This window comes from Streptomyces sp. MH60 (genome assembly GCF_002939385.1).
In the GTDB taxonomy this organism is placed as follows: Bacteria; Actinomycetota; Actinomycetes; order Streptomycetales; family Streptomycetaceae; genus Streptomyces.
The window spans coordinates 20,979-42,894 of record NZ_MULI01000042.1 but is presented as its reverse complement, the minus strand read 5'-3'; the positions used below and the strand labels follow the sequence as shown (position 1 = coordinate 42,894).

The 21,916-nt window shown below is 72.8% G+C and carries 18 protein-coding genes; 10 read left to right on the top strand and 8 right to left on the bottom strand.

Going from position 1 to position 21,916, the window contains the following annotated elements:
- Window positions 1–43: 43 nt before the first annotated feature.
- A complete protein-coding gene (locus BZZ08_RS23830) occupies window positions 44–997 on the top strand; it encodes a ribose-phosphate diphosphokinase (RefSeq protein ID WP_104634296.1) in 954 nt (317 codons plus the stop codon).
- Here the strand turns inward: BZZ08_RS23830 and BZZ08_RS23825 are convergent.
- Window positions 963–1,349 (bottom strand): anti-sigma factor antagonist, encoded by a 387-nt coding sequence (locus tag BZZ08_RS23825; RefSeq protein WP_198601658.1) that lies wholly within the window; start codon window positions 1,347–1,349, stop codon window positions 963–965. The genes BZZ08_RS23830 and BZZ08_RS23825 overlap by 35 nt on opposite strands.
- A 171-nt stretch (window positions 1,350–1,520) precedes the next feature.
- Window positions 1,521–2,462: an NADP-dependent oxidoreductase gene (locus BZZ08_RS23820; RefSeq protein ID WP_104634294.1), complete on the bottom strand. Its 942-nt coding sequence runs from the start codon at window positions 2,460–2,462 to the stop codon at window positions 1,521–1,523.
- A 207-nt stretch (window positions 2,463–2,669) separates the two neighbouring features.
- Between BZZ08_RS23820 and BZZ08_RS23815 the strand changes: the two genes are divergently transcribed.
- Entirely contained in the window at window positions 2,670–3,065 is a 396-nt protein-coding gene (locus tag BZZ08_RS23815; protein ID WP_104634293.1) for a VOC family protein, read from the top strand.
- Window positions 3,066–3,101: 36 nt separating this feature from the next.
- Here the strand turns inward: BZZ08_RS23815 and BZZ08_RS23810 are convergent, their stop codons facing one another.
- Both BZZ08_RS23810 and BZZ08_RS23805 read right to left on the bottom strand, forming a co-directional pair.
- The gene (locus BZZ08_RS23810) at window positions 3,102–3,404 is read right to left on the bottom strand and encodes a DUF4235 domain-containing protein (RefSeq protein WP_104634292.1); all 303 of its coding nucleotides are present in this window, start codon (window positions 3,402–3,404) and stop codon (window positions 3,102–3,104) included.
- Between the two features lie 53 nt (window positions 3,405–3,457).
- Window positions 3,458–4,483, bottom strand: coding sequence for a glutathione S-transferase family protein (locus BZZ08_RS23805; protein ID WP_104634291.1), 1,026 nt, complete (start codon window positions 4,481–4,483; stop codon window positions 3,458–3,460).
- Between the two features lie 126 nt (window positions 4,484–4,609).
- Here BZZ08_RS23805 and BZZ08_RS23800 point away from each other — a divergent pair, with 126 nt between their 5' ends.
- Window positions 4,610–5,593, top strand: a complete 984-nt coding sequence (locus BZZ08_RS23800) for a cation diffusion facilitator family transporter (protein ID WP_241965551.1) — start codon at window positions 4,610–4,612, stop codon at window positions 5,591–5,593.
- A gap of 63 nt (window positions 5,594–5,656) precedes the next feature.
- On the opposite strand, the gene BZZ08_RS23795 is transcribed toward BZZ08_RS23800, so the two are convergent.
- Window positions 5,657–6,106 (bottom strand): nitroreductase family deazaflavin-dependent oxidoreductase, encoded by a 450-nt coding sequence (locus BZZ08_RS23795; protein WP_104634289.1) that lies wholly within the window; start codon window positions 6,104–6,106, stop codon window positions 5,657–5,659.
- Window positions 6,107–6,489: 383 nt separating this feature from the next.
- Between BZZ08_RS23795 and BZZ08_RS23790 the strand changes: the two genes are divergently transcribed.
- The 4 genes from BZZ08_RS23790 to BZZ08_RS23775 all read left to right on the top strand — a co-directional run bounded on the left by BZZ08_RS23790 (window position 6,490) and on the right by BZZ08_RS23775 (window position 9,659).
- Complete coding sequence (locus BZZ08_RS23790; RefSeq protein ID WP_104634288.1) at window positions 6,490–7,773, top strand: cytochrome P450; 1,284 nt, start codon at window positions 6,490–6,492, stop codon at window positions 7,771–7,773.
- A 12-nt stretch (window positions 7,774–7,785) separates the two neighbouring features.
- Complete coding sequence (locus BZZ08_RS23785; RefSeq protein WP_104634287.1) at window positions 7,786–8,010, top strand: ferredoxin; 225 nt, start codon at window positions 7,786–7,788, stop codon at window positions 8,008–8,010.
- A 38-nt stretch (window positions 8,011–8,048) separates the two neighbouring features.
- Entirely contained in the window at window positions 8,049–8,612 is a 564-nt protein-coding gene (locus BZZ08_RS23780) for a flavoprotein (protein WP_104634286.1), read from the top strand.
- Window positions 8,613–8,690: 78 nt separating this feature from the next.
- Window positions 8,691–9,659, top strand: coding sequence for an aldo/keto reductase (locus tag BZZ08_RS23775; RefSeq protein WP_104634285.1), 969 nt, complete (start codon window positions 8,691–8,693; stop codon window positions 9,657–9,659).
- A 57-nt stretch (window positions 9,660–9,716) separates the two neighbouring features.
- Here BZZ08_RS23775 and BZZ08_RS23770 read toward each other — a convergent pair whose 3' ends face one another.
- Together BZZ08_RS23770 and BZZ08_RS23765 are read right to left on the bottom strand one after the other, a co-directional pair.
- Window positions 9,717–10,382, bottom strand: a complete 666-nt coding sequence (locus tag BZZ08_RS23770) for a DUF4232 domain-containing protein (protein ID WP_104634284.1) — start codon at window positions 10,380–10,382, stop codon at window positions 9,717–9,719.
- 135 nt (window positions 10,383–10,517) lie between these two features.
- Window positions 10,518–12,899 (bottom strand): SpoIIE family protein phosphatase, encoded by a 2,382-nt coding sequence (locus tag BZZ08_RS23765; protein ID WP_198601657.1) that lies wholly within the window; start codon window positions 12,897–12,899, stop codon window positions 10,518–10,520.
- A 279-nt stretch (window positions 12,900–13,178) separates the two neighbouring features.
- Between BZZ08_RS23765 and BZZ08_RS23760 the strand changes: the two genes are divergently transcribed.
- The 3 genes from BZZ08_RS23760 to BZZ08_RS23750 all read left to right on the top strand — a co-directional run bounded on the left by BZZ08_RS23760 (window position 13,179) and on the right by BZZ08_RS23750 (window position 20,614).
- On the top strand, window positions 13,179–16,265 hold the full coding sequence (locus BZZ08_RS23760; RefSeq protein ID WP_104634282.1) for a glycoside hydrolase family 2 TIM barrel-domain containing protein: 3,087 nt from the start codon (window positions 13,179–13,181) through the stop codon (window positions 16,263–16,265).
- Between the two features lie 155 nt (window positions 16,266–16,420).
- Window positions 16,421–18,664: a cellulase gene (locus tag BZZ08_RS23755; RefSeq protein ID WP_104634281.1), complete on the top strand. Its 2,244-nt coding sequence runs from the start codon at window positions 16,421–16,423 to the stop codon at window positions 18,662–18,664.
- Between the two features lie 342 nt (window positions 18,665–19,006).
- Window positions 19,007–20,614, top strand: a complete 1,608-nt coding sequence (locus BZZ08_RS23750) for an RICIN domain-containing protein (protein ID WP_104634280.1) — start codon at window positions 19,007–19,009, stop codon at window positions 20,612–20,614.
- Window positions 20,615–20,654: 40 nt separating this feature from the next.
- On the opposite strand, the gene BZZ08_RS23745 is transcribed toward BZZ08_RS23750, so the two are convergent.
- Window positions 20,655–21,824: a lactate 2-monooxygenase gene (locus tag BZZ08_RS23745; protein WP_104634279.1), complete on the bottom strand. Its 1,170-nt coding sequence runs from the start codon at window positions 21,822–21,824 to the stop codon at window positions 20,655–20,657.
- Between the last annotated feature and the right edge of the window lie 92 nt (window positions 21,825–21,916).

The following is a 21,916-nucleotide window of genomic DNA, read 5'->3' as shown; positions in this document are numbered from 1 at the left end:
AGCTGGGGATTCCGGCCGGACAGGATCACGCGAGGAGCGGTCCGTGCGAGACATCGCCGTGTTCAGCGGTAGTGCCCACCCCGACCTGGCCGAGGAGGTCTGCGCCCAGCTGGGCGTGCCGCTCAGCCCCACCCGGGTCAGCCGGTTCGCCAACGACTGCCTAGAGGTGCAGCTCATGGCCAACTGCCGGGAGCGGGACGTGTTCCTCGTCCAGCCGCTGGTCAAGCCGGTCCAGGAGCACCTCGTCGAGCTGCTCCTGATGTGCGACGCGGCCCGCGGGGCGTCGGCGGGCCGCATCACCGTGGTCATGCCCCACTATTCCTACGCCCGCTCCGACAAGAAGGACGCCCCGCGCATCTCGCTGGGCGGGCGCCTGGTGGCCGACCTGCTGGTGGCGGCGGGGGCGAGCCGGGGCCTCGCCATGACCCTGCACTCGCCCCAGGTGCACGGCTTCTTCTCGGTCCCGGTCGACCACCTGCACGCGCTGCGGGAGCTGGCCGCGCACTTCCGGCAGTACGACCTCTCCCGGACGACGGTCGTCTCGCCGGACCTGGGCAACGCCAAGGAGGCCGCGGCGTTCGCCCGGATGCTCGGCGCCCAGGTGGCGGCCGGCGCGAAGCAGCGGTACGCGGACGACCGGGTCAGCATCAGCGCGGTGATCGGGGACGTCGCGGGGCGCGACGTCATCGTGCTGGACGACGAGATCGCCAAGGGCAGCACGGTGCTGGAACTGCTCGACCGGCTCCGGGAGTCGGGTCCGCGCACCATCCGCGTCGCCTGTACGCACGGGCTGTTCGCGGCCGGGGCGCTCGGCCGGCTCAGCGAACAGCCGGACGTGCTGGAGATCGTGTGCACCAACACGGTGCCGGTACCGGTGGACGACCACACGGACAAGCTGCGGATCCTGTCCATCGCCCCGGCGCTCGCCGAGGCGGTGCGCCGCATCCACAACGGCGAGTCGGTCAGCGCCCTGTTCGAGGCCCGGCCGGCCGGCTGACGTCGAGGGCCTCGTCGAGGGTCGGCCACGGCGGCAGCAGCCGCGCCAGACCGGTGATCCGCAGCATGCGCAGGGTCAGCGGGTGGGCGCACACCAGGTGCACCTGCCCGCCCCGGTCGAGCACCTGGCTGCGGGCCCGGTACAGCAGCCGCAGCCCGGAGCAGTCGAAGAACTCGATGCCGCCGAGGTCCAGCACGACCCGGGCACCGGAACGCACCGTCTCCCGGTCCAGGTGCGGGGCGATCTCCGCCGCCGAGGCGATGTCGATCTCGCCCCGGAACTCCAGCACCGTGTGCCCCCGGTGGTGGCGCACGCGTAGGTGCGAGGTGGGCGACGCGGATTCCTGCCGCACGTACCTTGCCTCCAGCCTGTCGCGGCCTGTCCGGCCTGCTTCCGGGGGCTCAACTACCCAGTCCGTTCGAAAAGTTACCCCGATCGAGCGAGTTTGAGCATGTTCGATTGACATATGTCATCGAAATCTCACAGGCAGCGCCGACCGCCTGCCGATCAGGAGGGTGGGCGATCAGTCGACCACGAGGACGAGCTTGCCCGTGGTGCGGCCGGTCTCGCCCAGCGCGTGCGCCCGCGCCGCCTCGGCCAGCGGGAACGTCTCGGCGATGGTGGCCCGCAGCTTCCCCGACTCGACCAGAGCGGCGATCTCCTCCATGCCGGCCCGGTCGGCGTCGACCAGCATCCGCACCGCCCGCACGCCCAGCCGGTCGGCCTCCTCGAAGAACTCGTCCGAGCCGACCGGCAGGATCGACACCACGACCCCACCCGGGCGCAGCACGCGCAGGGACCGCAGTGACGTGTCGCCGCCGATCGTGTCCAGGACGACGTCGACGTCCTTCACGGCCTCGGCGAAGTCCGTCTCCCGGTAGTCCACGGTCTCGTCCGCCCCGAGCGAGCGCAGGAACTCGTGCTTGCCCGCGCTGGCGGTGCCGATCACATGGGCACCACGGGCCTTGGCGATCTGCACCGCCACATGGCCCACACCGCCGGCCGCCGCGTGGATCAGCACCCGCTGCTCCGGCTGCACGTCCGCGCGCTCCACCAGGGCCTGCCACGCCGTCAGCGAGACCAGGGGCAGGGCACCCGCCTGGACGTGGTCGATCCCCGACGGCTTGCGGGTGAAGGTGCGCGCGGGGGCGGTGACGTACTCCGCGTGCGAACCGTGGCCGAAGGGGTACGACAGCATGCCGAAGACCTCGTCACCGGGCCGGAAGGCGGCGACTCCGATCCCCACCGACTCCACCACGCCCGACACGTCCCAGCCCAGTACGAAGGGCGGCTCGCCGAGGAAGCCACCGGTCGCCCGGTGCTTCCAGTCGGTCGGGTTCACCCCGGCGGCACGCACCCGTACCAGCACCTCGTTCGGGCGCGGCTCGGGCCGCTCGGGGCGTACCTCCTTCAGGACCTCGGGACCGCCGAGGACGTCCTGGCTGACGGCGCGCATGGTGTTCATCGGGACCTCGCAACTCGGGAAGGGGACGGACGACACGGTCGGCAACCTCCGAAGTGATCGTGCCATTCCCGGAGCCGCCCGGCACTGCGGCGAAGTCCCGCGGGACGGCCGGTGGCCGCCCGCCGACTGATTCGGCCGGGCCGGGATATCCGCAAGGTACAGGGCACGGGGCACGACGCCCCGCGCCCGGAATCCTTCGGAGGAGACATGGCACTGGTCAACGCGGGCGTCGTGGTGCTCGACTGCGCCGAACCCGAGCGGCTCGCCGAGTTCTACAAGGGGCTGCTGGGCGCCGAGGAGAGCGACGTGAGCGCCAACCGCATCGAGATCGAGGGCCCCGGCGGCTTCCGCATGGCCTTCCGGCGGGACGTGAACGCCACCCCGCCGAGCTGGCCGCGCCCGGAGAACTCCCTCCAGGTCCACCTGGACTTCGTGGTGGCGGACCTGGACGAGGCCGAGCGGGCGATCGTGGGGCTGGGCGGGCGCCCGGTGGAGGCGAAGGACCCGGCCGGCCCGCACGAGGAGCGCGGCTTCTCCGACCCGGCCGGGCACTCCTTCACCCTCCGCCTCACCGTCGCGTCGACCGCGCCCAAACAGGGCTGAGGCCTGTCCGGCGGACCGGCCCCGGCCCCGTCCGTGTCAGTCGCGGCCGCCCTTCTCGGCGACCGGCCAGGTGCCGGTCGAGCGCTGGATGGCCTTGGCGCCCGTGCGGTCCACGGCACTGCGCACCGCGGCGAAGATGGCGCCCTGGATCGCCGCGGCCAGCAGGATCTCGCCCCAGCCGCGGTCCGGGTCCAGGGCGTCGGGCGCGTCGTCCTCGTCCCGGATGACCTTCCAGGTCTTCTGGAACGCCATCCCGGCCAGCGTGCCGCCCAGCCAGCCGAGCGCGAACCCGACCGGCTTGTAGGCGAGGGGGAGCTTCTTCTTCTTCGACTTCGCCATGGGAATCTCCTTGTCTGGTGTGCGCTGTCTGGTCGTATGCGTACCGGTGCCGGTCAGGGCCTGCCCCGCACCGGTACCTCCTCGTCGGCCCGGACCGGCCCCGGCGGGGTGCCGTCGCCGAACGGACGTCCGCCCAGCTCCTGGCGGTGGTGGGGGGTGAGCCAGCCGGACAGGTCCGGGCCCAGGGGCACGATGCCGGTCGGGTTGATGCCGGTGTGCACCTGGTAGTAGTGGCGCTTGATGTGGTCGAAGTCGACGGTGTCCCCGAATCCGGGCGTCTGGAAGAGATCGCGGGCGTATCCCCACAGCACCGGATTCTCCGTCAGCTTCCAGCGGTTGCACTTGAAGTGGCCGTGGTAGACGGCGTCGAAGCGGACCAGCGTGGTGAACAGCCGGATGTCCGCCTCCGTGAGGGTGTCACCGACCAGGTAGCGCTGCCGCTCCAGCCGGGGCGTCAACTGCTCCAGGCGCCGGAACACACCCGCGCACGCGGCCTCGTACTCCTCCTGGCCGGTGGCGAAGCCCGCCCGGTACACACCGTTGTTGACGTCCTCGTAGACCCCGGCCATCACCTCGTCGATCTCGTCGCGCAGGGCCTGCGGATACAGGTCGGGCGCACCCGGCCGGTGCAGGGAGGTCCACTCGGTCGCGAGGTCGAGGGTGATCTGCTGGTAGTCGTTGGTGACGAGCGCCCCGCTGGGCACGTCCACGACCGCGGGCACGCTCACCCCGCCCGGATAGCCGGTCTCCCGCCGGTCGTAGGCCTCGCTGAGGTAGCGGATGCCGAGGACCGGGTCGCGGCCGTCCGGGTCCAGCGTGAAGCGCCAGCTGCGGTCGTCCTGGACCGGGTCGGCGACCGCCAGGGACAGGGCGTCCTCCAGACCGAGCAGCCGCCGCGAGACCAGGGCTCGGCTCGCCCACGGACAGGCGCGGCTCACCACGAGCCGGTAGCGGCCGGCCTCCACCGGCCAGCCGTCCCGGCCGTCCGCCGTGATCCGGTCCGCGAAGTGGCTCCTGGACCGTTTGAACGCCTTCTTTCCGTAGCCGCTGTTGCCGGCCGTCCCGTCGTCACCGCTCATGGTCCTGCCCTTCCGTCGTCCGGGTGTCCGTCCCTGTGTAGGCGTTCCCCGTTTTCGCCCGTAGGCACTGGTGGCCACCCGCAAGGCGGGGGTGTGAGCCGGTCCGGCCGGGGCAGTCGGGGCTTCGTGAGTGGGACAGCAGCAGCAGACAAGCCGGGCCGCAAGGCCGACCGCAGGACACGCGTCACCGTGCTCGTGGCCCTGGCGGCCAATCTGGTGATCGCCGTCGCCAAGGCGGTCGGCGGGTTCATCGCGGGTTCGCCCGCCCTGCTGTCGGAGGCGGCACACTCGGTCGCGGACAGCCTGAACGAGATCTTCCTCCTCGCCGCCCTGCGCCGCAGCCGCCGCCCCGCCGACCGCAAGCACCCCTTCGGCTACGGGAAGGAGCGGTTCTTCTGGTCGCTCCTCGCAGCCGTCGGCATCTTCGTCATGGGCGGCTGCTTCTCCTTCTTCCAGGGCGTCGAGGCCCTGCGCACCGGCGCCGCCGAGGAACTCAGCGGCTATGTGGCCGGACTGATCGTGCTCGGTGTCGCCCTGCTCGCGGAGGGCGGCTCCCTGCTGCGGGCCCTGCACCAGGTGCGGGGCCAGGGCGGGCTCGCCGACGGGCTGCGGGACCCGGCGCTGCGCACGGTGGTCGCCGAGGACGGCACCGCGGTGCTGGGCGTCTGCCTCGCCATGACCGGCATGGCGCTGCACATGGTCACCGGGCAGGTGGTGTGGGAGGCCTGCGCCTCGCTCGCCATCGGCGCACTGCTCGTCTACGTGGCCTACCGGCTGGGCCGCGAGGCCCGCGACCAGCTGATCGGCGAGGCCGCGGACCCGGAGGCCAGCGGCCGGATCAGGTCGCTGCTGCGGGCCCAGCCGGAGATCGACAGTGTCGAGGCGCTGTTCACCATGAAGACCGGCCTCGACTCGACCCTGGTGGCGGCCCGCGTCGACCTGGTGCCGGGCCTGGACAGCGAACGGGTGGAGGAGGTCTCCGTGCGCATCAAGAGGTCGATCGCGCGCGCCGTCCCCGAGGCGGGGCAGGTCTTCCTGGACGTCACCGACCGGCTCGCCCGGGAGGCGGCCGAAAGCCCCGCCGCGACGGGGGAACGCGGCGGGGCCTGAACGGCGTATTCCCGGAACCCGCCGGTCCATGCACGCCGATCCGGGAAAGTCCGGCGCGCCGGCTCAGCCCGCGTCGGACGGTTCCAGGACGAAGACGGGGATCTCCCGGTCGGTCTTCTTCTGGTAGTCGGCGTACTGCGGGAACGCCGCGACCGCGCGCTCCCACCACTCGGCCTTCTCCGCGCCGGTGACCTCACGGGCCGTCATGTCCTGCTTCACCGGGCCGTCCTGGAGCTCCACCCGGGGATCGGCGGTCACGTTGAAGTACCAGACCGGGTGCTTGGGAGCCCCGCCGAGGGAGGCGACCGCGGCGTACCGGCCCTCGTGCTCGACGCGCATCAGCGGCGTCTTGCGCAGCTTGCCGCTCCGCGCGCCGCGGGTGGTCAGCACGATCACGGGCAGACCGGTGTCCGCCAGGGTCGTGCCTTCGGTGCCGCCCGAGCTCTCGTACCGCTCGACCTGTTCGCGCACCCACTGCGTCGGGCTGGGTTCGTACTCGCCGTCAAGAGGCATGTGCATCCGTCCGTGTCGTCGTGTCGTCGTGTGGTCAGGCCGGCCGGACCGATGGGCACCCCCGACCGGCGCGTGACCATCCTTACCGCATCCTGCCCCTCGTACCCCATGGTCGCGCGGACAACCGGAGGGGGCGGGTCCGGCCGCCGGCCGCCACCCCCTGCCGCTCGGCCAGTTCTGGGCCGCGGCCGGGACCACCGGTGGTCGCGATCGCGCCACTCGCGGCGCGGACCCGGACCGCGCACCACGACCCCGCCGCCCCCGACCGGTGATCCCCGGCCAGTCCGCTGCCGCCACCGATATGGCCGAACTTGTCGTCGCCTCATAGATGCCCGAGGCATCTAATGAAGATCACGACGCACTCTTCGTCTGCGAGGTCTTCCATGACGGACACCGACACGACGACGGACACCGGCAGCACGACGAACACGACGAACACGCCCCCGACGAAGGACACGGACACCCCGCGGGACACGGGCGCGGCGCACCCCGTCGCCTTCCCGCAGGACCGGACCTGCCCCTACCGGCCGCCCGCCGGCTACGACCCGTTGCGCGCCGCCCGGCCCCTGGCCCGGATCACGCTCTTCGACGGCCGCCCCGCCTGGCTGGTGACCGGGCACACCGCCGCCCGCAGGCTGCTGGCCGACCAACGCCTGTCGACCGACCGCACCCGCGACGGCTTCCCCGCCACCTCGGCACGCCTGGCCGCCGTACGCGGGCGCAGGACCGCACTGCTCGGGGTGGACGATCCCGAACACCGCGCCCAGCGCAAGATGGTGCTCCCGGAGTTCACCCTCAAACGCGCCGCCGCGCTGCGCCCGAGCATCCGGCGGATCGTCGACGAACGGCTGGACGCGATGATCGCGCAGGGCCCGCCCGCCGACCTGGTGACGGCCTTCGCGCTGCCCGTGCCGTCGATGGTGATCTGCGCCCTGCTCGGGGTCCCCTACGCCGACCACGACTTCTTCGAGGAACAGTCCCGCCGGCTGCTGCGCGGCCCCCTGCCCGCCGACACCCAGGACGCCCGCGACCGACTGGAGGCGTACCTGGGGGAGTTGATCGACCGCAAGCGGCAGGCACCCGGCGACGGCCTGCTGGACGACCTGGTCCGGCGACAGTCGGCCGACGGGGCGATCGACCGCGAGCAGCTGATCGCGTTCGCGGTGATCCTGCTGGTCGCCGGCCACGAGACCACCGCCAACATGATCTCGCTGGGTACCTACACCCTCCTGACCCACCCCGGCCGGCTGGCCGAACTGCGCGCGGACCCCGCGCTGCTGCCCGATGCCGTGGAGGAGCTGATGCGCGTCCTGTCGATCGCCGACGGGCTGCTGCGGATGGCCACCGAGGACATCGACGTGGACGGGCAGACCATCCGGGCCGGCGACGGGGTCGTCTTCTCGACCTCCGTCATCAACCGCGACGAGAGCGTCTACCCCGACCCGGACGCCCTTGACTGGCACCGCCCGGCCCGTCACCACGTCGCCTTCGGCTTCGGCATCCATCAGTGCCTCGGCCAGAACCTGGCCCGCGCCGAACTGGAGATCGCCCTGCACACCCTCTTCGAGAGGCTGCCCACACTGCGCCTGGCCGCCCCGGCCGACGAGATCCCCTTCAAACCCGGCGACACGATCCAGGGGATGCTGGAACTCCCCGTGGCCTGGTAGGAGGCTCCGGACATGCGTATCGGCATCGACAAGGACATCTGCATCGGCGCGGGCCAGTGCGCCCTGACCGCCCCCGACGTCTTCACCCAGGACGACGACGGCTACAGCACACTGCGCCCCGGCCGGGAGGACGGCGGCGGCAGCCCGCTGGTACGGGAGGCGGCCCGCGCCTGCCCCGTGGGCGCGATCACCGCCGAGGAGACGGAGGACGCCGGAGCCCTTCCGGACGCCCGCTGACATCCGTGGGCGCGGGGCCCGCACAGTAGGGTTCCGGGGTGAGTGAACAGGCTGGAAGCGGAGGCGACGAGGCCGCGAGGCCCTTCCTCTACGTGGTCGTCTGCGCAGCCGGCGTGGCCGAAGGCGTCGGCGGGCTGATCGACGCGGCGCGGGGGCGCGGCTGGGAGGTCGGGGTCATAGCGACACCGGTCGCCATGGGCGGCTTCTTCGACGCGGCCGACGCCGAGGCGCGCACCGGCCGCCCGGTCCGCTCGGCCTGGCGCACGCCGGGCGATCCGCGGCCCTTCCCGGCACCCGACGCCGTCGTGGTCGCGCCCGCCACCTTCAACACCATCAACAAGTGGGCCGCGGGCCTGGCCGACACCCTCGCCGTGGCGACCCTGTGCGAGGCGTACGGCCTCGGCGTCCCGGTCGCCGTCCTGCCGTGCGTCGCCGACGCGCTGGCCGCCCACCCCGCGTACCGGGAGAGCCTGGCCCGGCTGCGCGGGATGGGCGTGCGTTTCGGCGACCCGTACGCCGGGAACTCCGGCGGCGCCGAGGAGGACGGCGGCCGCCCGGGATTCGGCTGGGAACGAGCCCTGGACCTGCTCGAACGGCGCTGACCCGGCCGGGGTTCGAGCCCGCGCGAGGACGTACGCTCGCCCCGGTACGGATGATCTGCGAAGACAGGAGCAGCAACGATGCAGTACGTGAAGCTCGGTTCGACCGGCCTGGACGTGTCGCGGATCTGCCTGGGCTGCATGACCTACGGCGTTCCCGACCGCGGCGCGCACGAGTGGACGCTCGACGAGGAGGCCTCGCGTCCGCTGATCCGGCAGGCGCTGGAGGCCGGGATCACCTTCTTCGACACGGCCAACGTCTACTCCGACGGCACCAGTGAGGAGATCGTGGGCAGGGCGCTGGCCGACTTCGCCCGCCGGGACGACATCGTGCTCGCGACCAAGGTGAACGGCCGGATGCGCCCCGGGCCGAACGGCGCCGGGCTCTCCCGCAAGGCGATCATGACCGAGATCGACCACAGCCTGCGGCGCCTGGGCACCGACTACGTCGACCTCTACCAGATCCACCGCTTCGACCCGCACACCCCGGTCGAGGAGACGATGGAGGCCCTGCACGACCTGGTGAAGGCGGGCAAGGTCCGCTACCTCGGGGCCAGTTCGATGTACGCCTGGCAGTTCTCCAAGATGCAGTACACCGCCGAGCGGCACGGCTGGACCACGTTCGTGTCCATGCAGAACCACTACAACCTCGTCTACCGCGAGGAGGAGCGCGAGATGCTGCCCCTCTGCGCGGACCAGGGCGTCGGCGTGCTGCCCTGGAGCCCGCTCGCCCGCGGCCGCCTCACCCGCGACTGGGACACCGCCACCGAGCGCAGCGCCACCGACAACTTCGGCAGCACCCTCTACCAGGAGGGCGACCGTGCCGTGGTCGAGGCCGTCACCCGCATCGCCGGTGAGCGCGGTGTCCCGCGCGCCCAGGTCGCCCTGGCGTGGCTGCTGCACCAGGACACGGTGACCGCGCCCATCGTCGGCGCCTCCAGGCCGGGCCACCTCGAGGACGCCGTGGCGGCGGTCGACCTCACGCTGAGCGAGAAGGAGACCGAGGAACTGGAGCGGCCCTACGCGCCGCACCCGATCGCCGGTCACTGACCAGCGGACCATCGCCGGTCACCGATCAGCGGACCGGCGCCCCCGGGGGCCGGTGCCTCAGGGGCCGGTGCCCGCGTCCAGGGCGGTGACGGACACCGACGACTCGTTGCCGCCGACCGGGACCTCGCCGGCCGTCCACTTCACCTTGAGCGGCTCCCGCTCGTCCGGCGGGGTGACGAGCAGCGCCGCCGGGGTGGCCGTGCGGGCGCCGCTGATCTGCGGACTGGAGAAGGACAGTCCGGCCCACGCGCTCTTGCCCGGCGTCAGCGTGACCGTCCCGGGGGAGCCCGGCGCGCGCTCGGGGTCCGGACCCAGCTGCTTGCCCGACGCGTCCACGAAGGCGGCGCCCGGATAGCCGTGCACCGTGCAGGTGCGGTCGGAGGTGTTGGTCAGCACGACGGGGAAGTTGCGCTGACCGGCCCCCGGGTCCACGCGGCCGACGGCGGCCCGCAGCTCCGAGGTGTGGCAGCGGCCGTCGGTGCGGGCCGAGGCGGAGGCCGACCCCGCGGTGTCGGTGGGCGTGGCGCCGACCGCCGGCGCGGTGTCACCGGGTGTCGCAGTGGCGCTGCCCGGGGTCGTACCGGCCGTGCGGGCGGCCTGGCTCGGCTGCGGGGTGCCGCTCGATGTGGCGCTCTCGTTGCCGCAGGCGGTCAACAGACCGAGCAGCGCGACCCCGCTCGCGAGCAGGGCCGTCCGGCGCAGTGGCTGGGGCGTGTTCGCCATCGCTTCTCCACACTCCCGTCGGGCTCCGGCGCACGGTCCCGGCGCGACCGGCGGGCACCGTACGCCCTGTACTGCCGAGTGTCCCGCCGCACGGTCCGGGAAACGAGGGGACGCACTCCGCACCGGGGCGAGGGCTCACTCCTCGTCGTCGAGCAGCGCCAGCTCCGCCCAGATCGTCTTGCCCTCGGCCGTGTGCCGGCTGCCCCAGCGCTGGGTGAGCTGGGCCACCAGGAGCAGACCGCGTCCGCCCTCGTCCCAGGTCCTGGCCCGGCGCAGGTGCGGCGCGGTGTGGCTGGTGTCGGAGACCTCGCAGATCAGGGTGGCCGTGTCGTGGATCAGCCGGAGCCGGATCGGCGGGGAGCCGTACCGGATGGCGTTGGTGACCAGCTCGCTCACGACCAGCTCGGCGGTGAAGGTCGCCTCCAGCAGGTCCCAGTCGGAAAGCTGTTCGAGGACTTGCTTGCGCACCGGGGCGACCAGCGCGGGGTCGGCCGGGATGTCCCAGGTGGCGACCTGTCCGGCGGGCAGCCCCCGGGTCCGGGCCAGCAGCAGGGCCACGTCGTCGGCGGAGCTGCCCGACGGGAGGAGGCGGTGCAGCACCCGGTCGCAGGCGGTGTCCAGGGAGTCGGCGGGGGCGGCCAGTGCCTCGCGCAGCAGCGCCTGGCCGGCGTCGGTGTCCCGGTCCCGGCTCTCGACGAGACCGTCGGTGTACAGCGCCAGCAGGCTGCCCTCGCGCAGCTCCAGCTCGGCCGACTCGAACGGCAGCCCGCCCACGCCCAGCGGTGGCCCGGAGGGCAGTTCGACCTGCTCGGGCGGACCGTCCGGCGGGACCAGGACGGGCGCCGGATGTCCGGCCCGGGCCATGGAGCAGTGCCGGGACACCGGGTCGTACACCACGTACAGACACGTCGCGCCCACTTCGCCCGCCCGGTCGTCGCCGGACTCCTCGGACAGCCGCACCACCAGGTCGTCGAGGTGCGTCAGCAGCTCCTCGGGCGTCAGGTCGATGTCGGCGAGGGTACGCACGGCGGTGCGCAGCCGGCCCATGGTGGCCGAGGCCGGGATGCCGTGGCCGACGACGTCCCCGACGACCATGGCGACCCGCATCCCGGACAGCGGGATGACGTCGAACCAGTCGCCGCCGACGCCCGAGCGGGCCGCCGGAAGGTAGCGGGAGGCCGCCTGCACCGCGGCGGTGGGCGGCAGCCACCGGGGGAGCAGACTGCGCTGAAGGGTCAGCGTGGCCTCGCGTTCGCGCGAGTAGCGGCGGGCGTTGTCGATGCAGACCGCGGCGCGGGCGCTGACCTCCTCGGCCAGCAGCACGTCGTCGTGGGTGAAGGGGTCGGGGCGCCTGAACCGGGTGAAGACCGCGACGCCGAGGGTGGTGCCGCGGGCCTGGAGCGGCACCGACATCGTGGAGTGGATGCCGTACTCCTTCACCCGTCGCAGGCGGACGGGGTCCCACTGGAGCCAGCGTTCGAGGTCGCCGTAGGCCACCGAGGCCACGATCGCCTGTCCCGACAGCAGACACTCGGCCTGGGGCGAGCCGGCCGGATAGACGTCCAGCTGCCCGGTCTCGGCCACCGACTGCGGGCAGTCCGCGGTGACCGACCGGTGCGCCGTGCGGCGCAGGCCGACCGGCGGCTCGACGACGGTGGCGGGCTCACCGCCGTGCTCGCGCGGGTCCAGCAGGTCGACGCTGACGAAGTCGGCGAGCGGGGGGACGCACACGTCCGCCAGCTCCTGAGCCGTACGGGTGACGTCGAGGGTGGTGCCGATGCGCACGCTGGCCTCGTTCACCAGCTGAAGCCGCTCGCGGGCGCGGTGCTGCTCGGTGAAGTCGTGGGCGCTGACACACACGCCGAACACCTGGCCGTCGGCGTCGGTGAGCGGTGCGATACGGGCGTTCCACGCGTGGGCGCGGCTCTCGCCCACGGCCTTGAGGTGGGTCTGCATGTCGTGCCGCCGGCCGGAGGACAGCACGCGCCGCATCTGCCGCTCCAGTTCAGCGTTCTGCGGCCGGTCGCTGAGGTCGGTGGCCCGCAGTCCGCGCACCCGGTCCGGCGGGAGCCCCAGCAACCGCGCCATGGCGTCGTTGACCCCGCGCAGCAGGAGCCGGTCGTCGAAGATCATCATGGCGCAGGGGGACTGGGTGAGGGCCGCTCTGACCAGCGGGTCGTCCTCCGGTTGGGGGCCGGACCGCAGCGGGGTGACGGCGAGCCAGGTGGGCGGGGCGCCGTCCGCCGCGGGTCTGCGGTGCGCGAGCACCCAGACCGACACGGTGTGCCCGTCGCGGTGGCGCAGGGCGAGGGTGCCGCTCCACTGGTCGTCGTCGCGTCCGGGAGGTGTGCCGTCGCGGTCCTCGGCGAGCAGGTCGGCGGCGGGGCGCCCCACGACCTCGGCGGCCGGGTGGCCGAGCAGCAGGCGGGCGCCCTCGTTCCACGCCCGCAAGGTGCCGGAGCCGTCGACGACGGCGCGGGCCGTGGCGGCATCGTCGAACGGGTTGACCGGACTCATCGTCGCCACTCCATTGCGCACACTCACAGTGATCAGCGCGTCACCTTGTTCCCAGCCTAGTGGCTTCGGGCCCGGTGCGGACCCGAACCCACCGGGCGCACCGGGCCCGACCGTCGCGCAGGTCACCGTGGGATCCGCTCCGCGCCGGACAGAAAGTGCTTTCCGTGGCCTTGACGGGCGCGTAGGGCTCGACGTCAGAATCTGTTTGTTCGCGATCACTTGTGAGTACTTCTGAGTTCTCGTGAGCCTCGATGAGTTTTCTGATGAGGGAGATCCGCCATGACGGTCACGCGCAGATCGGTTCTGATCGCCTCCGCCGCCACGCCCGCGGCCGGGATGGCGCTCGCCGCCCCGTCGGCGTGGGCCGCGGACGCGACCGGCGGCGCCGCGGGCCGCAGCACCCTCGCCCTGCGCGACGGCTGGCGCTTCCGGCTGGTCGACCTCGACGGCGCGGCCGAGGACACCACGGACGCCGCCGACCCCGCCCACGACGACTCGGCGTGGCGCGAGGTCGCCGTCCCGCACGACTGGAGCATCGAGCAGACGCCCACCACCGGGCACGGCACCACCAGCGGCACCGGCTTCCTGCCGGGCGGCCTCGGCTGGTACCGCCTCGCCTTCACCCTGCCGCCCGCGCTCGCCGGGAAGCGGATCTCGGTCGAGTTCGACGGCGTCTACATGGACTCCCGCGTCCACTGCAACGGCCGGGAGGTCGGCCACCACCCCTACGGCTACACCGGCTTCGCCCTCGACCTCACCGGCCTGGTGCACACCGACGGCCGCACCGAGAACGTCCTCGCGGTGCAGGTGCGCAACCAACTGCCGAGCAGCCGCTGGTACTCCGGCAGCGGCATCTACCGGGAGGCCCGCCTGGTCGTCACCGAGCCGGTGCACGTACGGCGCTGGGGAACGTACGTCACCACCCCGCGGGTGAGCGAGGACAGTGCCGTCGTCCGGGTGGAGACGTCGGTGGTGAACGCCTCGGGCACCGGGCGCGAGGTCGAGGTCCGGTCGACGGTGAAGGACGCGGACGGCCGCACCGTGGCCCGCACCGCCTCCACGGTCGACGTCGCCGACGCGGCGTCCGAGATCCACGAACTCACCGTCGGGCGCCCGCGGCTCTGGGACTTCGCGGCCCCGCACCGCTACACCCTGCACACCGAACTGCGCGTCGGCGGCCGGACCGTCGACACGTACCGCACCCCGTTCGGCATCCGCACCTTCCACGTCGACCCCGACGACGGCTTCCACCTCAACGGCAGGTACGCCAAGATCAAGGGCGTCGACCTGCACCACGACCTCGGCGCGCTCGGCGCCGCCGTCAGCATCGACGCGATCCGCCGCCAGATGACCCTCATGAAGTCGATGGGCGTCAACGCCTTCCGCACGTCGCACAACCCGCCCTCGCCCGAGATGACCCAGGTCTGCGAGGAGATGGGCATCATCATGCTGGTGGAGGCATTCGACTGCTGGCGCACCGGCAAGAACCGCTACGACTACGGCCGGTTCTTCGACGAGTGGTGCGAGCGGGACGCCACCGAGATGGTGCTCGCGGCCCGCAACTCGCCCGCCGTCGTCATGTGGTCCATCGGCAACGAGGTCCCCGACTCCACCGCCACCGCCGGACTCGCCATGGCCGACCGCATCATCGACGCCATCCGCGCCGCCGACGACACCCGCCCCCTGGTCATCGGCTCCGACAAGTACCGCCGGCTGCCCGCCAAGGGCTCCGCCGCCGACCTGATGCTGGCCAAGCTGGACGGGCTCGGCCTCAACTACAACACCGCCAAGTCGGTGGACGACCTGCACGCGGCCTACCCGCACCTGTTCCTCTTCGAGTCCGAGTCGTCCTCCGAGACCTCCACGCGCGGCACCTACCAGGAGCCCGAGAACCTGAACACCGGCGAGAACCACACCCCCGGCGGGCGGGCCACCTCCTCCTACGACAACAACCTCGCCTCCTGGACGATGAGCGGCGAGTACGGCCACAAGAAGGACCGGGACCGCAAGTGGTTCGCCGGGCAGTTCCTGTGGTCCGGCATCGACTACATCGGGGAGCCCACGCCGTACGACGTCTTCCCGGTGAAGGCGTCCTTCTTCGGCGCGGTCGACACGGCCGGCTTCCCGAAGGACATGTACCACCTGTTCCGCAGCCAGTGGACGGACGAGCCGATGGTCCACCTGCTGCCCACGACGTGGAACCACCGCGAGGGCGACACCGTCGAGGTCTGGGCGTACACCAACGCCGACACCGTCGAGCTGTACCTGAACGGGAAGTCCCTCGGCACCCGCCGCTTCGACCGGAAGAAGACCGTCGACGGCCGGACGTACCTGGAGACCACCGAGGCCACCGGCGACGACAAGACCTTCACCGACGGCCCCTACCCCGGCAGCTACACCAGCCCCAACGGCAGCGCGGGCAAGCTGCACCTGACCTGGCGGGTGCCCTTCGAGGCGGGCGAGCTGAAGGCCGTCGCCCGGCGCGGCGGCAGGACGGTGGCCACCGACGTCCTGCGCACCGCCGGGACGCCGCACGCCCTGCGCCTCACCCCGGACCGCGAGACCGTCGACGCCGACGGCCGTTCCCTGGTGTTCGTGACCGCCGAGGTGGTCGACCGGCAGGGGGTCGTGGTGCCCGGCGCCGAGCACCTGATCTCCTTCGACGTCGCGGGCGGCTCGCTGGCCGGACTCGACAACGGCCGCCAGGAGAGCGCGGAGCGCTACCAGGCGAGCACCCGCACCGCCTTCCACGGCAAGGCGCTGGCGATCGTCCGGTCCGGCACCCGTGCGGGCACGGTACGGGTGACCGCCCGCGCGGACGGGCTGCGCACCGGCACGGCGGCGGTGCACGCCCGGCGGGCCCCGGACCCGGCGGCCACACCGGCCCCGCGGTTCCGCCCCGAGCACCCGGCGCCCGCGGACCACCCGCACGCGGACGCGAGCTACTCCGGACGGCCCGACACCCTGCCCGCCGCCGTGCTCGACGGCGACCCGGCCACCGGCTGGTCCAACGGCTTCCACAAGGCGGCCACCGCCCTGCTCCCCGCCTTCGACGGCGCCCGCGCCGAGGACTGGATCTCGGTCGACCACGGGCGCACACGCAGCTACGACCGGGTCGAGGTCTCCTTCACCGTGGACGACGGGCACAGCCTGCCCGCGGCCGTCGAGGTCGCCGTCTGGGACGGCCGGGCCTGGCGGGCGGCGAAGGAGGTGCGGACCGAGTGGGCCGGCGCCTCCGACGCGCCCACGGTCATCACCTTCCCGCGGCTGCGGGGCTCCCGGGTCCGCCTCACGCTGACCAGCCGTCACCCCGGCGAGGCCCGGGGAGCGATCCGCGTCAGCCGCCTGGAGGCACCCGCCGCCTGAGCCGCCCTGCCACGCTCCGGACGGGAACCGGTCGGAAAACCGGTCCCGTCCGGACCGTTGACGGCATGTCATGTCTGCCACAAGCATGGCCTGCGACCGCATTTGGGAGCGCTCCCATTCTCTGGCGAGCGCCACCTCCCCCGAGGAGCCCGGACGTGAAAAGACGCAGAACCGCGCTCGTCTCCCTGACGGCCCTGCTGGCGGCGGCCGTCACCGCGCTGCCCGCCGCCCCGGCCGGCGCCGAGGAGACCGAGCAGGTCAGGAACGGCACCTTCGCCGACGGCACCGAGTCCTGGTGGACGAGCAGCAACGTCACCGCCGCCGTGACCGACGGCCGGCTGTGCGCCGACGCCCCCGGCGGCACCACCAACCGCTGGGACGCCGCCCTCGGCCAGAACGACGTCACCCTGGTCGCCGGGGAGTCGTACAGGTTCTCCTTCACCGCCACCGGTACGCCCGCCGACCACGTGGTCCGGGCGATCGTCGGCCTGTCGGTGTCCCCGTACGACACCTACTACGAGATCAGCCCGCAGCTGAGCGTCTCGGGCAACACCTACTCGTACACCTTCACCTCGCCCGTCGACACCACTCAGGGACAGGTCGGCTTCCAGCTCGGCGGCACGCCCGACGCCTGGCGGTTCTGCGTGGACGACGTGTCCCTGCTGGGCGGCGTGGCGCCCGAGCCGTACGTGCCGGACACCGGGCCGCGGGTGCGGGTCAACCAGGTCGCCTACCTGCCCTCGGGACCGAAGAACGCCACGCTCGTCACCGACGCCACCACCCGGCTGCCCTGGCAGCTGAAGAGCGACGCCGGGCGGGTCGTCGCCCACGGCTGGAGCACGCCGCGCGGCGTCGACGCCTCCTCCGGGCAGAACGTCCACTCGATCGACTTCGGCCGCTACACCAAGCGCGGCGAGGGCTACACCCTGGTCGCCGACGGCGAGACCAGCCGCCCCTTCGACATCGGCACGGCCGCCTACGAGCGGCTGCGCCTGGACTCCGCGAAGTACTACTACACGCAGCGCAGCGGCACCGCGATCAGCGACGAACTCCGCCCCGGCTACGGACGCCCCGCCGGACACGTGGGCACGGCACCCAACCGGGGCGACACCGAGGTGCCCTGCCAACCCGGCGTGTGCGACTACACCCTGGACGTCTCCGGCGGCTGGTACGACGCCGGCGACCACGGCAAGTACGTCGTCAACGGCGGCATCTCCACCTGGGAGCTGCTCAGCACCTACGAGCGCTCGCTGCACGCCCGCACCGGAGAGCCCGCCAAGCTCGGCGACGGCTCGCTCGACATCCCCGAGAGCGGCAACAAGGTGCCGGACATCCTTGACGAGGCCCGCTGGGAGCTGGAGTTCCTGCTGAAGATGCAGATGCCCCAGGGACAGCCACTGGCCGGGATGGCGCACCACAAGATCCATGACGAGCAGTGGACCGGGCTGCCGCTGCTGCCCAGCGACGACCCGCAGAAGCGCGAGCTGCACCCGCCGACCACCGCGGCGACCCTCAACCTGGCGGCGACGGCCGCCCAGGCCGCCCGCCTGTACCGCCCCTACGACCGGGAGTTCGCCGCGAAGGCGCTCGGCGCCGCCCGTACCGCCTGGGCCGCCGCGCTCGCCCACCCGGACCTGCTCGCCGACGAGAACGACGGCATCGGTGGCGGCGCCTACCCCGACACCAAGGTCGCCGACGACTTCTACTGGGCCGCGGCCGAGCTGTACCTGACGACGGGGGAGCGGGACTTCAAGGAGCACGTGCTGAAGTCCCCGGTGCACACCGCCGACGTCTTCGGGCCGATCAGCTTCGACTGGGCGAGCACCGCCGCCCCCGCCCGCCTCGACCTGGCGACCGTCCCCAGCCGGCTCCCCGGCCGGGACCAGGTCCGCCGCTCCGTGGTCCGCGGCGCCGACGGCTACCTGGCGACGCTGAAGGCGCACCCCTACGGCATGCCCTACGCCCCCGAGGGCAACGTGTACGACTGGGGCTCCAGCCACCAGGTCCTGAACAACGCGGTCGTCCTGGCCACCGCCTACGACATCACCGGCGGCTCCAAGTACCGTGACGGCGCCGTGCAGAGCATGGACTACATCCTCGGCCGCAACGCGCTGAACATGTCGTACGTCACCGGATACGGCGAGGTCAACGCGCACCACCAGCACAGCCGCTGGTACGCCCACCAGCTCGACCCCGCCCTGCCCGCGCCGCCGGACGGCACCCTGTCCGGCGGTCCGAACTCGAGCATCCAGGACCCCTACGCGCAGAGCAAACTCCAGGGCTGCGTCGGCCAGTTCTGCTTCATCGACGACATCCAGTCCTGGTCGACCAACGAGCACACCATCAACTGGAACGCCGCGCTGGCCCGGATGGCCTCCTTCGTGGCGGACCAGGGCTGACCCGACCGGCTGACCCCGCCCCCCGCCGAGGGCCGCACCGCTTCCGTGGAGAAAACGGAAAGCCGGGTGCGGCCCTCTTGGCATGCCGGAGTTTCTGACCTTCTTTCAAAGGCGGCCGATGTTGCCCGGTCGCCTTGTTGACCATGAGTGGTTTGTGCGAGAGTGAAGCACCCGTGCGGGGGGTAAAGGCCGGGTCTCGCACGCGCTTTGACGGGCCGGGTCCGATTTCGCCATGGCGAATTCACGCCTCCCGTGCTCCGCCCAAGAGGTACACACCAATCCGTGGGTCCTTTTCGGCGTTCGGAACTTCTGAGTCACCTGCGCGTGGGAAGGAACATCTCAGTGCCCACCCCCCACCCCCCTCGGCCCGCCTACCCGCCCTCGGGCGGGGACCCCGGGGAGTCCGACGAGTTGCTGGCCGCGCGGCTCCGGGACGGCCCGGAGAGCGAGTCCGCCCGGATCGCCGCGCTGCTGATGGCCCGCCACTGGCAGCCCGCGCACGACTACGCGACCATCTGCCTCGCCACCTCGGCCCAGGTCACCGCCATGGTCACCGCCGCTGCCTGGCACCGGGTGCTGGCCCGGCTCGCCGAGGGCGAACCGGCCACCGCGCTGCGCCCGAGGCTGCTGGTGGCCGTGCGCGACACGGTCCGCCAGTGGTCCGCCGACGACGCGATATCCGGTGCCCTGCCGCAGTTGCTCAAACCCGCCGGCGGACGGGGTATGCGGGCGGCGAAGTCCTTGACCCCGGAAAACCGCACGCTGGCCGCCCGGGCATTCGCCTCTCTTCCCGGACCGGCCCGTTGTTTGCTGTGGCACACGGAGGTCGAAGGCGAGTCCATAAGTGTCCCCGCCGGTCTGCTGGGCATGGACACCGACACCGCGTCGGCCACTCTCGAACAAGCGCGTGAGAAATTCCGCGAGGGTTGTCTGCATGCCCACCGGCAGCTCGCGCCGAGCCAGGACTGCCGCTTCCACAGCCGGCTGCTCGACGTCCCGATTCGCCGGGGCGGCGCCCTGCTGCCGGACGTCCGCAAACATCTCGCCGACTGCCGTCACTGCCGGCACGCCGCCGACCAACTCGGCCATTTCGAGCGCGAGCTGGGCACGCTGATCGCCGAGGCCGTGCTCGGCTGGGGTGCCCGGCGCTATCTCGACTCCCGTCCGGCACGGGCGACGCTGGGCGCGCTGGCCAAGGGCGCCGCCCGGCACCGCGGCGGGCGCCCCGGGCTGCTGGCCCGGATCCCCGTGCCCGTGCGCAGGGTCCCGGGCCGTCCGCGCTCGGGCCGCTCGGTGCTCAGGCAGTTCGGCGCCGCCTCCGCCGGGGTGCTGGCCATCGTGCTCGTGGTGAGCGTGTGGTCGTACGACGGCGGCGGTGCCGATCCGGCCGCCTCCACCAGCGCCGTGGACAAGGACGGCGAGACGTCCGCCACGAGCCGTCCGAAACCGCCCGACGCGGCCGGGATGCCCTCGGCGGCGGACCGCGCCCGGCTGCGCAACGGCGCCGCGAACCTCTGCCTCGACGTCCGGGGCGAGCCGAAGGCCGGGGCGGGTGCCCGGCTGGCGGAGTGCTCCGAGGCGTGGACCCAGCAGTGGACCTACGAGGACGACGGGCTGCTGCGCAGCGTCGCCGATCCGGGACTGTGTCTGGACTCGCGGGCGGACGCCGGCGTCGTCATCCTCGGTACCTGCGCCGACGAGGGCACCGAGCGGGGCGACGACGTGCGCTACGACCTCACCGGTCAGGGCGAGTTGGTGCCGCGCGGACAGAAGCTGCTGGCGCTCGCCACCACCACCGGTGCCCCGGACGCCGACGTCGTCGTCAAGGTGCACGACGGCTCCGAGGCCCAGCGCTGGCGCATCGACCCGGTGCCGACGGCGGAGGGCTCCCTGTCGATCGCCCGCACCGACGCACCGGGCGCGCGGGCCGTGGAACTGCCCGGCGGCTGAGGGGCCCCGCCCCTTCCGGGGGGACGGGGCCGCCGTCCCCTCACTCCGGGCCCTCGACCAGGTCGGCGGGGCCCGGCGTGGCCGGTGAGGCGTGTCCGGACAGGGCCAGGGTGAGGTCCAGTTCGGCGAGCAGACAGCGGATCACGTGCTCCACGCCGGCCTGGCCGTCCAGGCCCAGGCCGTAGACGTAGGGGCGGCCCAGGAGTACCGCACGGGCGCCGAGCGCGAGTGCCTTGAAGACGTCGTCGCCGGTGCGGACGCCGCTGTCGAACAGCACGGTGAGCCGGTCGCCGACCGCCTCCACCACGCGCGGCAGGGCGTCCGCGGCCGCGACGGAACCGGCCACCTGACGGCCGCCGTGGTTGGAGACGACCACGCCGTCCATCCCGGCGTCGGCGGCGAGCCGGGCGTCGTCCGGGTGCAGGACGCCCTTGAGGACGATCGGACCGTCCCAGTTCTCCCGCAGGAACGCCAGGTCCGGCCAGGACTTGGCGGGATCGGAGAACATGCCGACGAAATGCGTCACCGCCGCGTTCGGGTCCTCGTGCACCGGCTTCGCCAGACCGGCCCGGAAGGCCGGGTCCGAGAAGTAGTTGGCGGTGCCCACCCCGTGCAGGAACGGCAGGTACGCCTGGTCGAGGTCGCGCGGGCGCCAGGACAGCAGCGGTGTGTCCAGCGTGACGAACAGCGCCGTGTACCCGGCCGCCCCGGCGCGCTGCAGGAAGCTGCGCGCCACCTCGCGGTCCTTGGGCCAGTACAGCTGGAACCAGCGCTCGGCGTCGCCCATCGCCTCGGCGACCTGCTCCATGGGCGTGCTGGAGGCGGAGGAGAGGATGTACGGCACGCCCTGGGCGGCGGCGGCCCGGGCCGCGGCGGGCTCCGCGTCCGGATGCATGATCGACAGGACGCCGACCGGCGCGAGCGCCAGCGGTGCGGGCAGGTCCCGGCCCAGCACCTCGACGCGCAGGTCGCGTTCGTGCACGTCGCGCAGCATGCGCGGGACGATCCGGCGCCGGGCCAGCGCCGCCCGGTTGGCGCGGGCGGTGCTGCCGTCGCCTGCGCTGCCCGCGACGTACCCGAAGGGACCGGGGCCCAGGCGCCGCTCGGTCAGCTCCTCCAGCCGGGTCAGATCGGTGGGCAGCCGGGGCACGGTGCCCGTCATGCCGTTCAGGTAGATCTCGTACTGGAAGTCCGCCCAGTGCTTCGGCATCCCACGTCCGCCTCTCGTCGTCGAGCTCGCGCTGCCGGCACCATACCCGCGGGTATGCCGGGGGTGGCCGTCAGGGTCGACGGGCCTGTTTC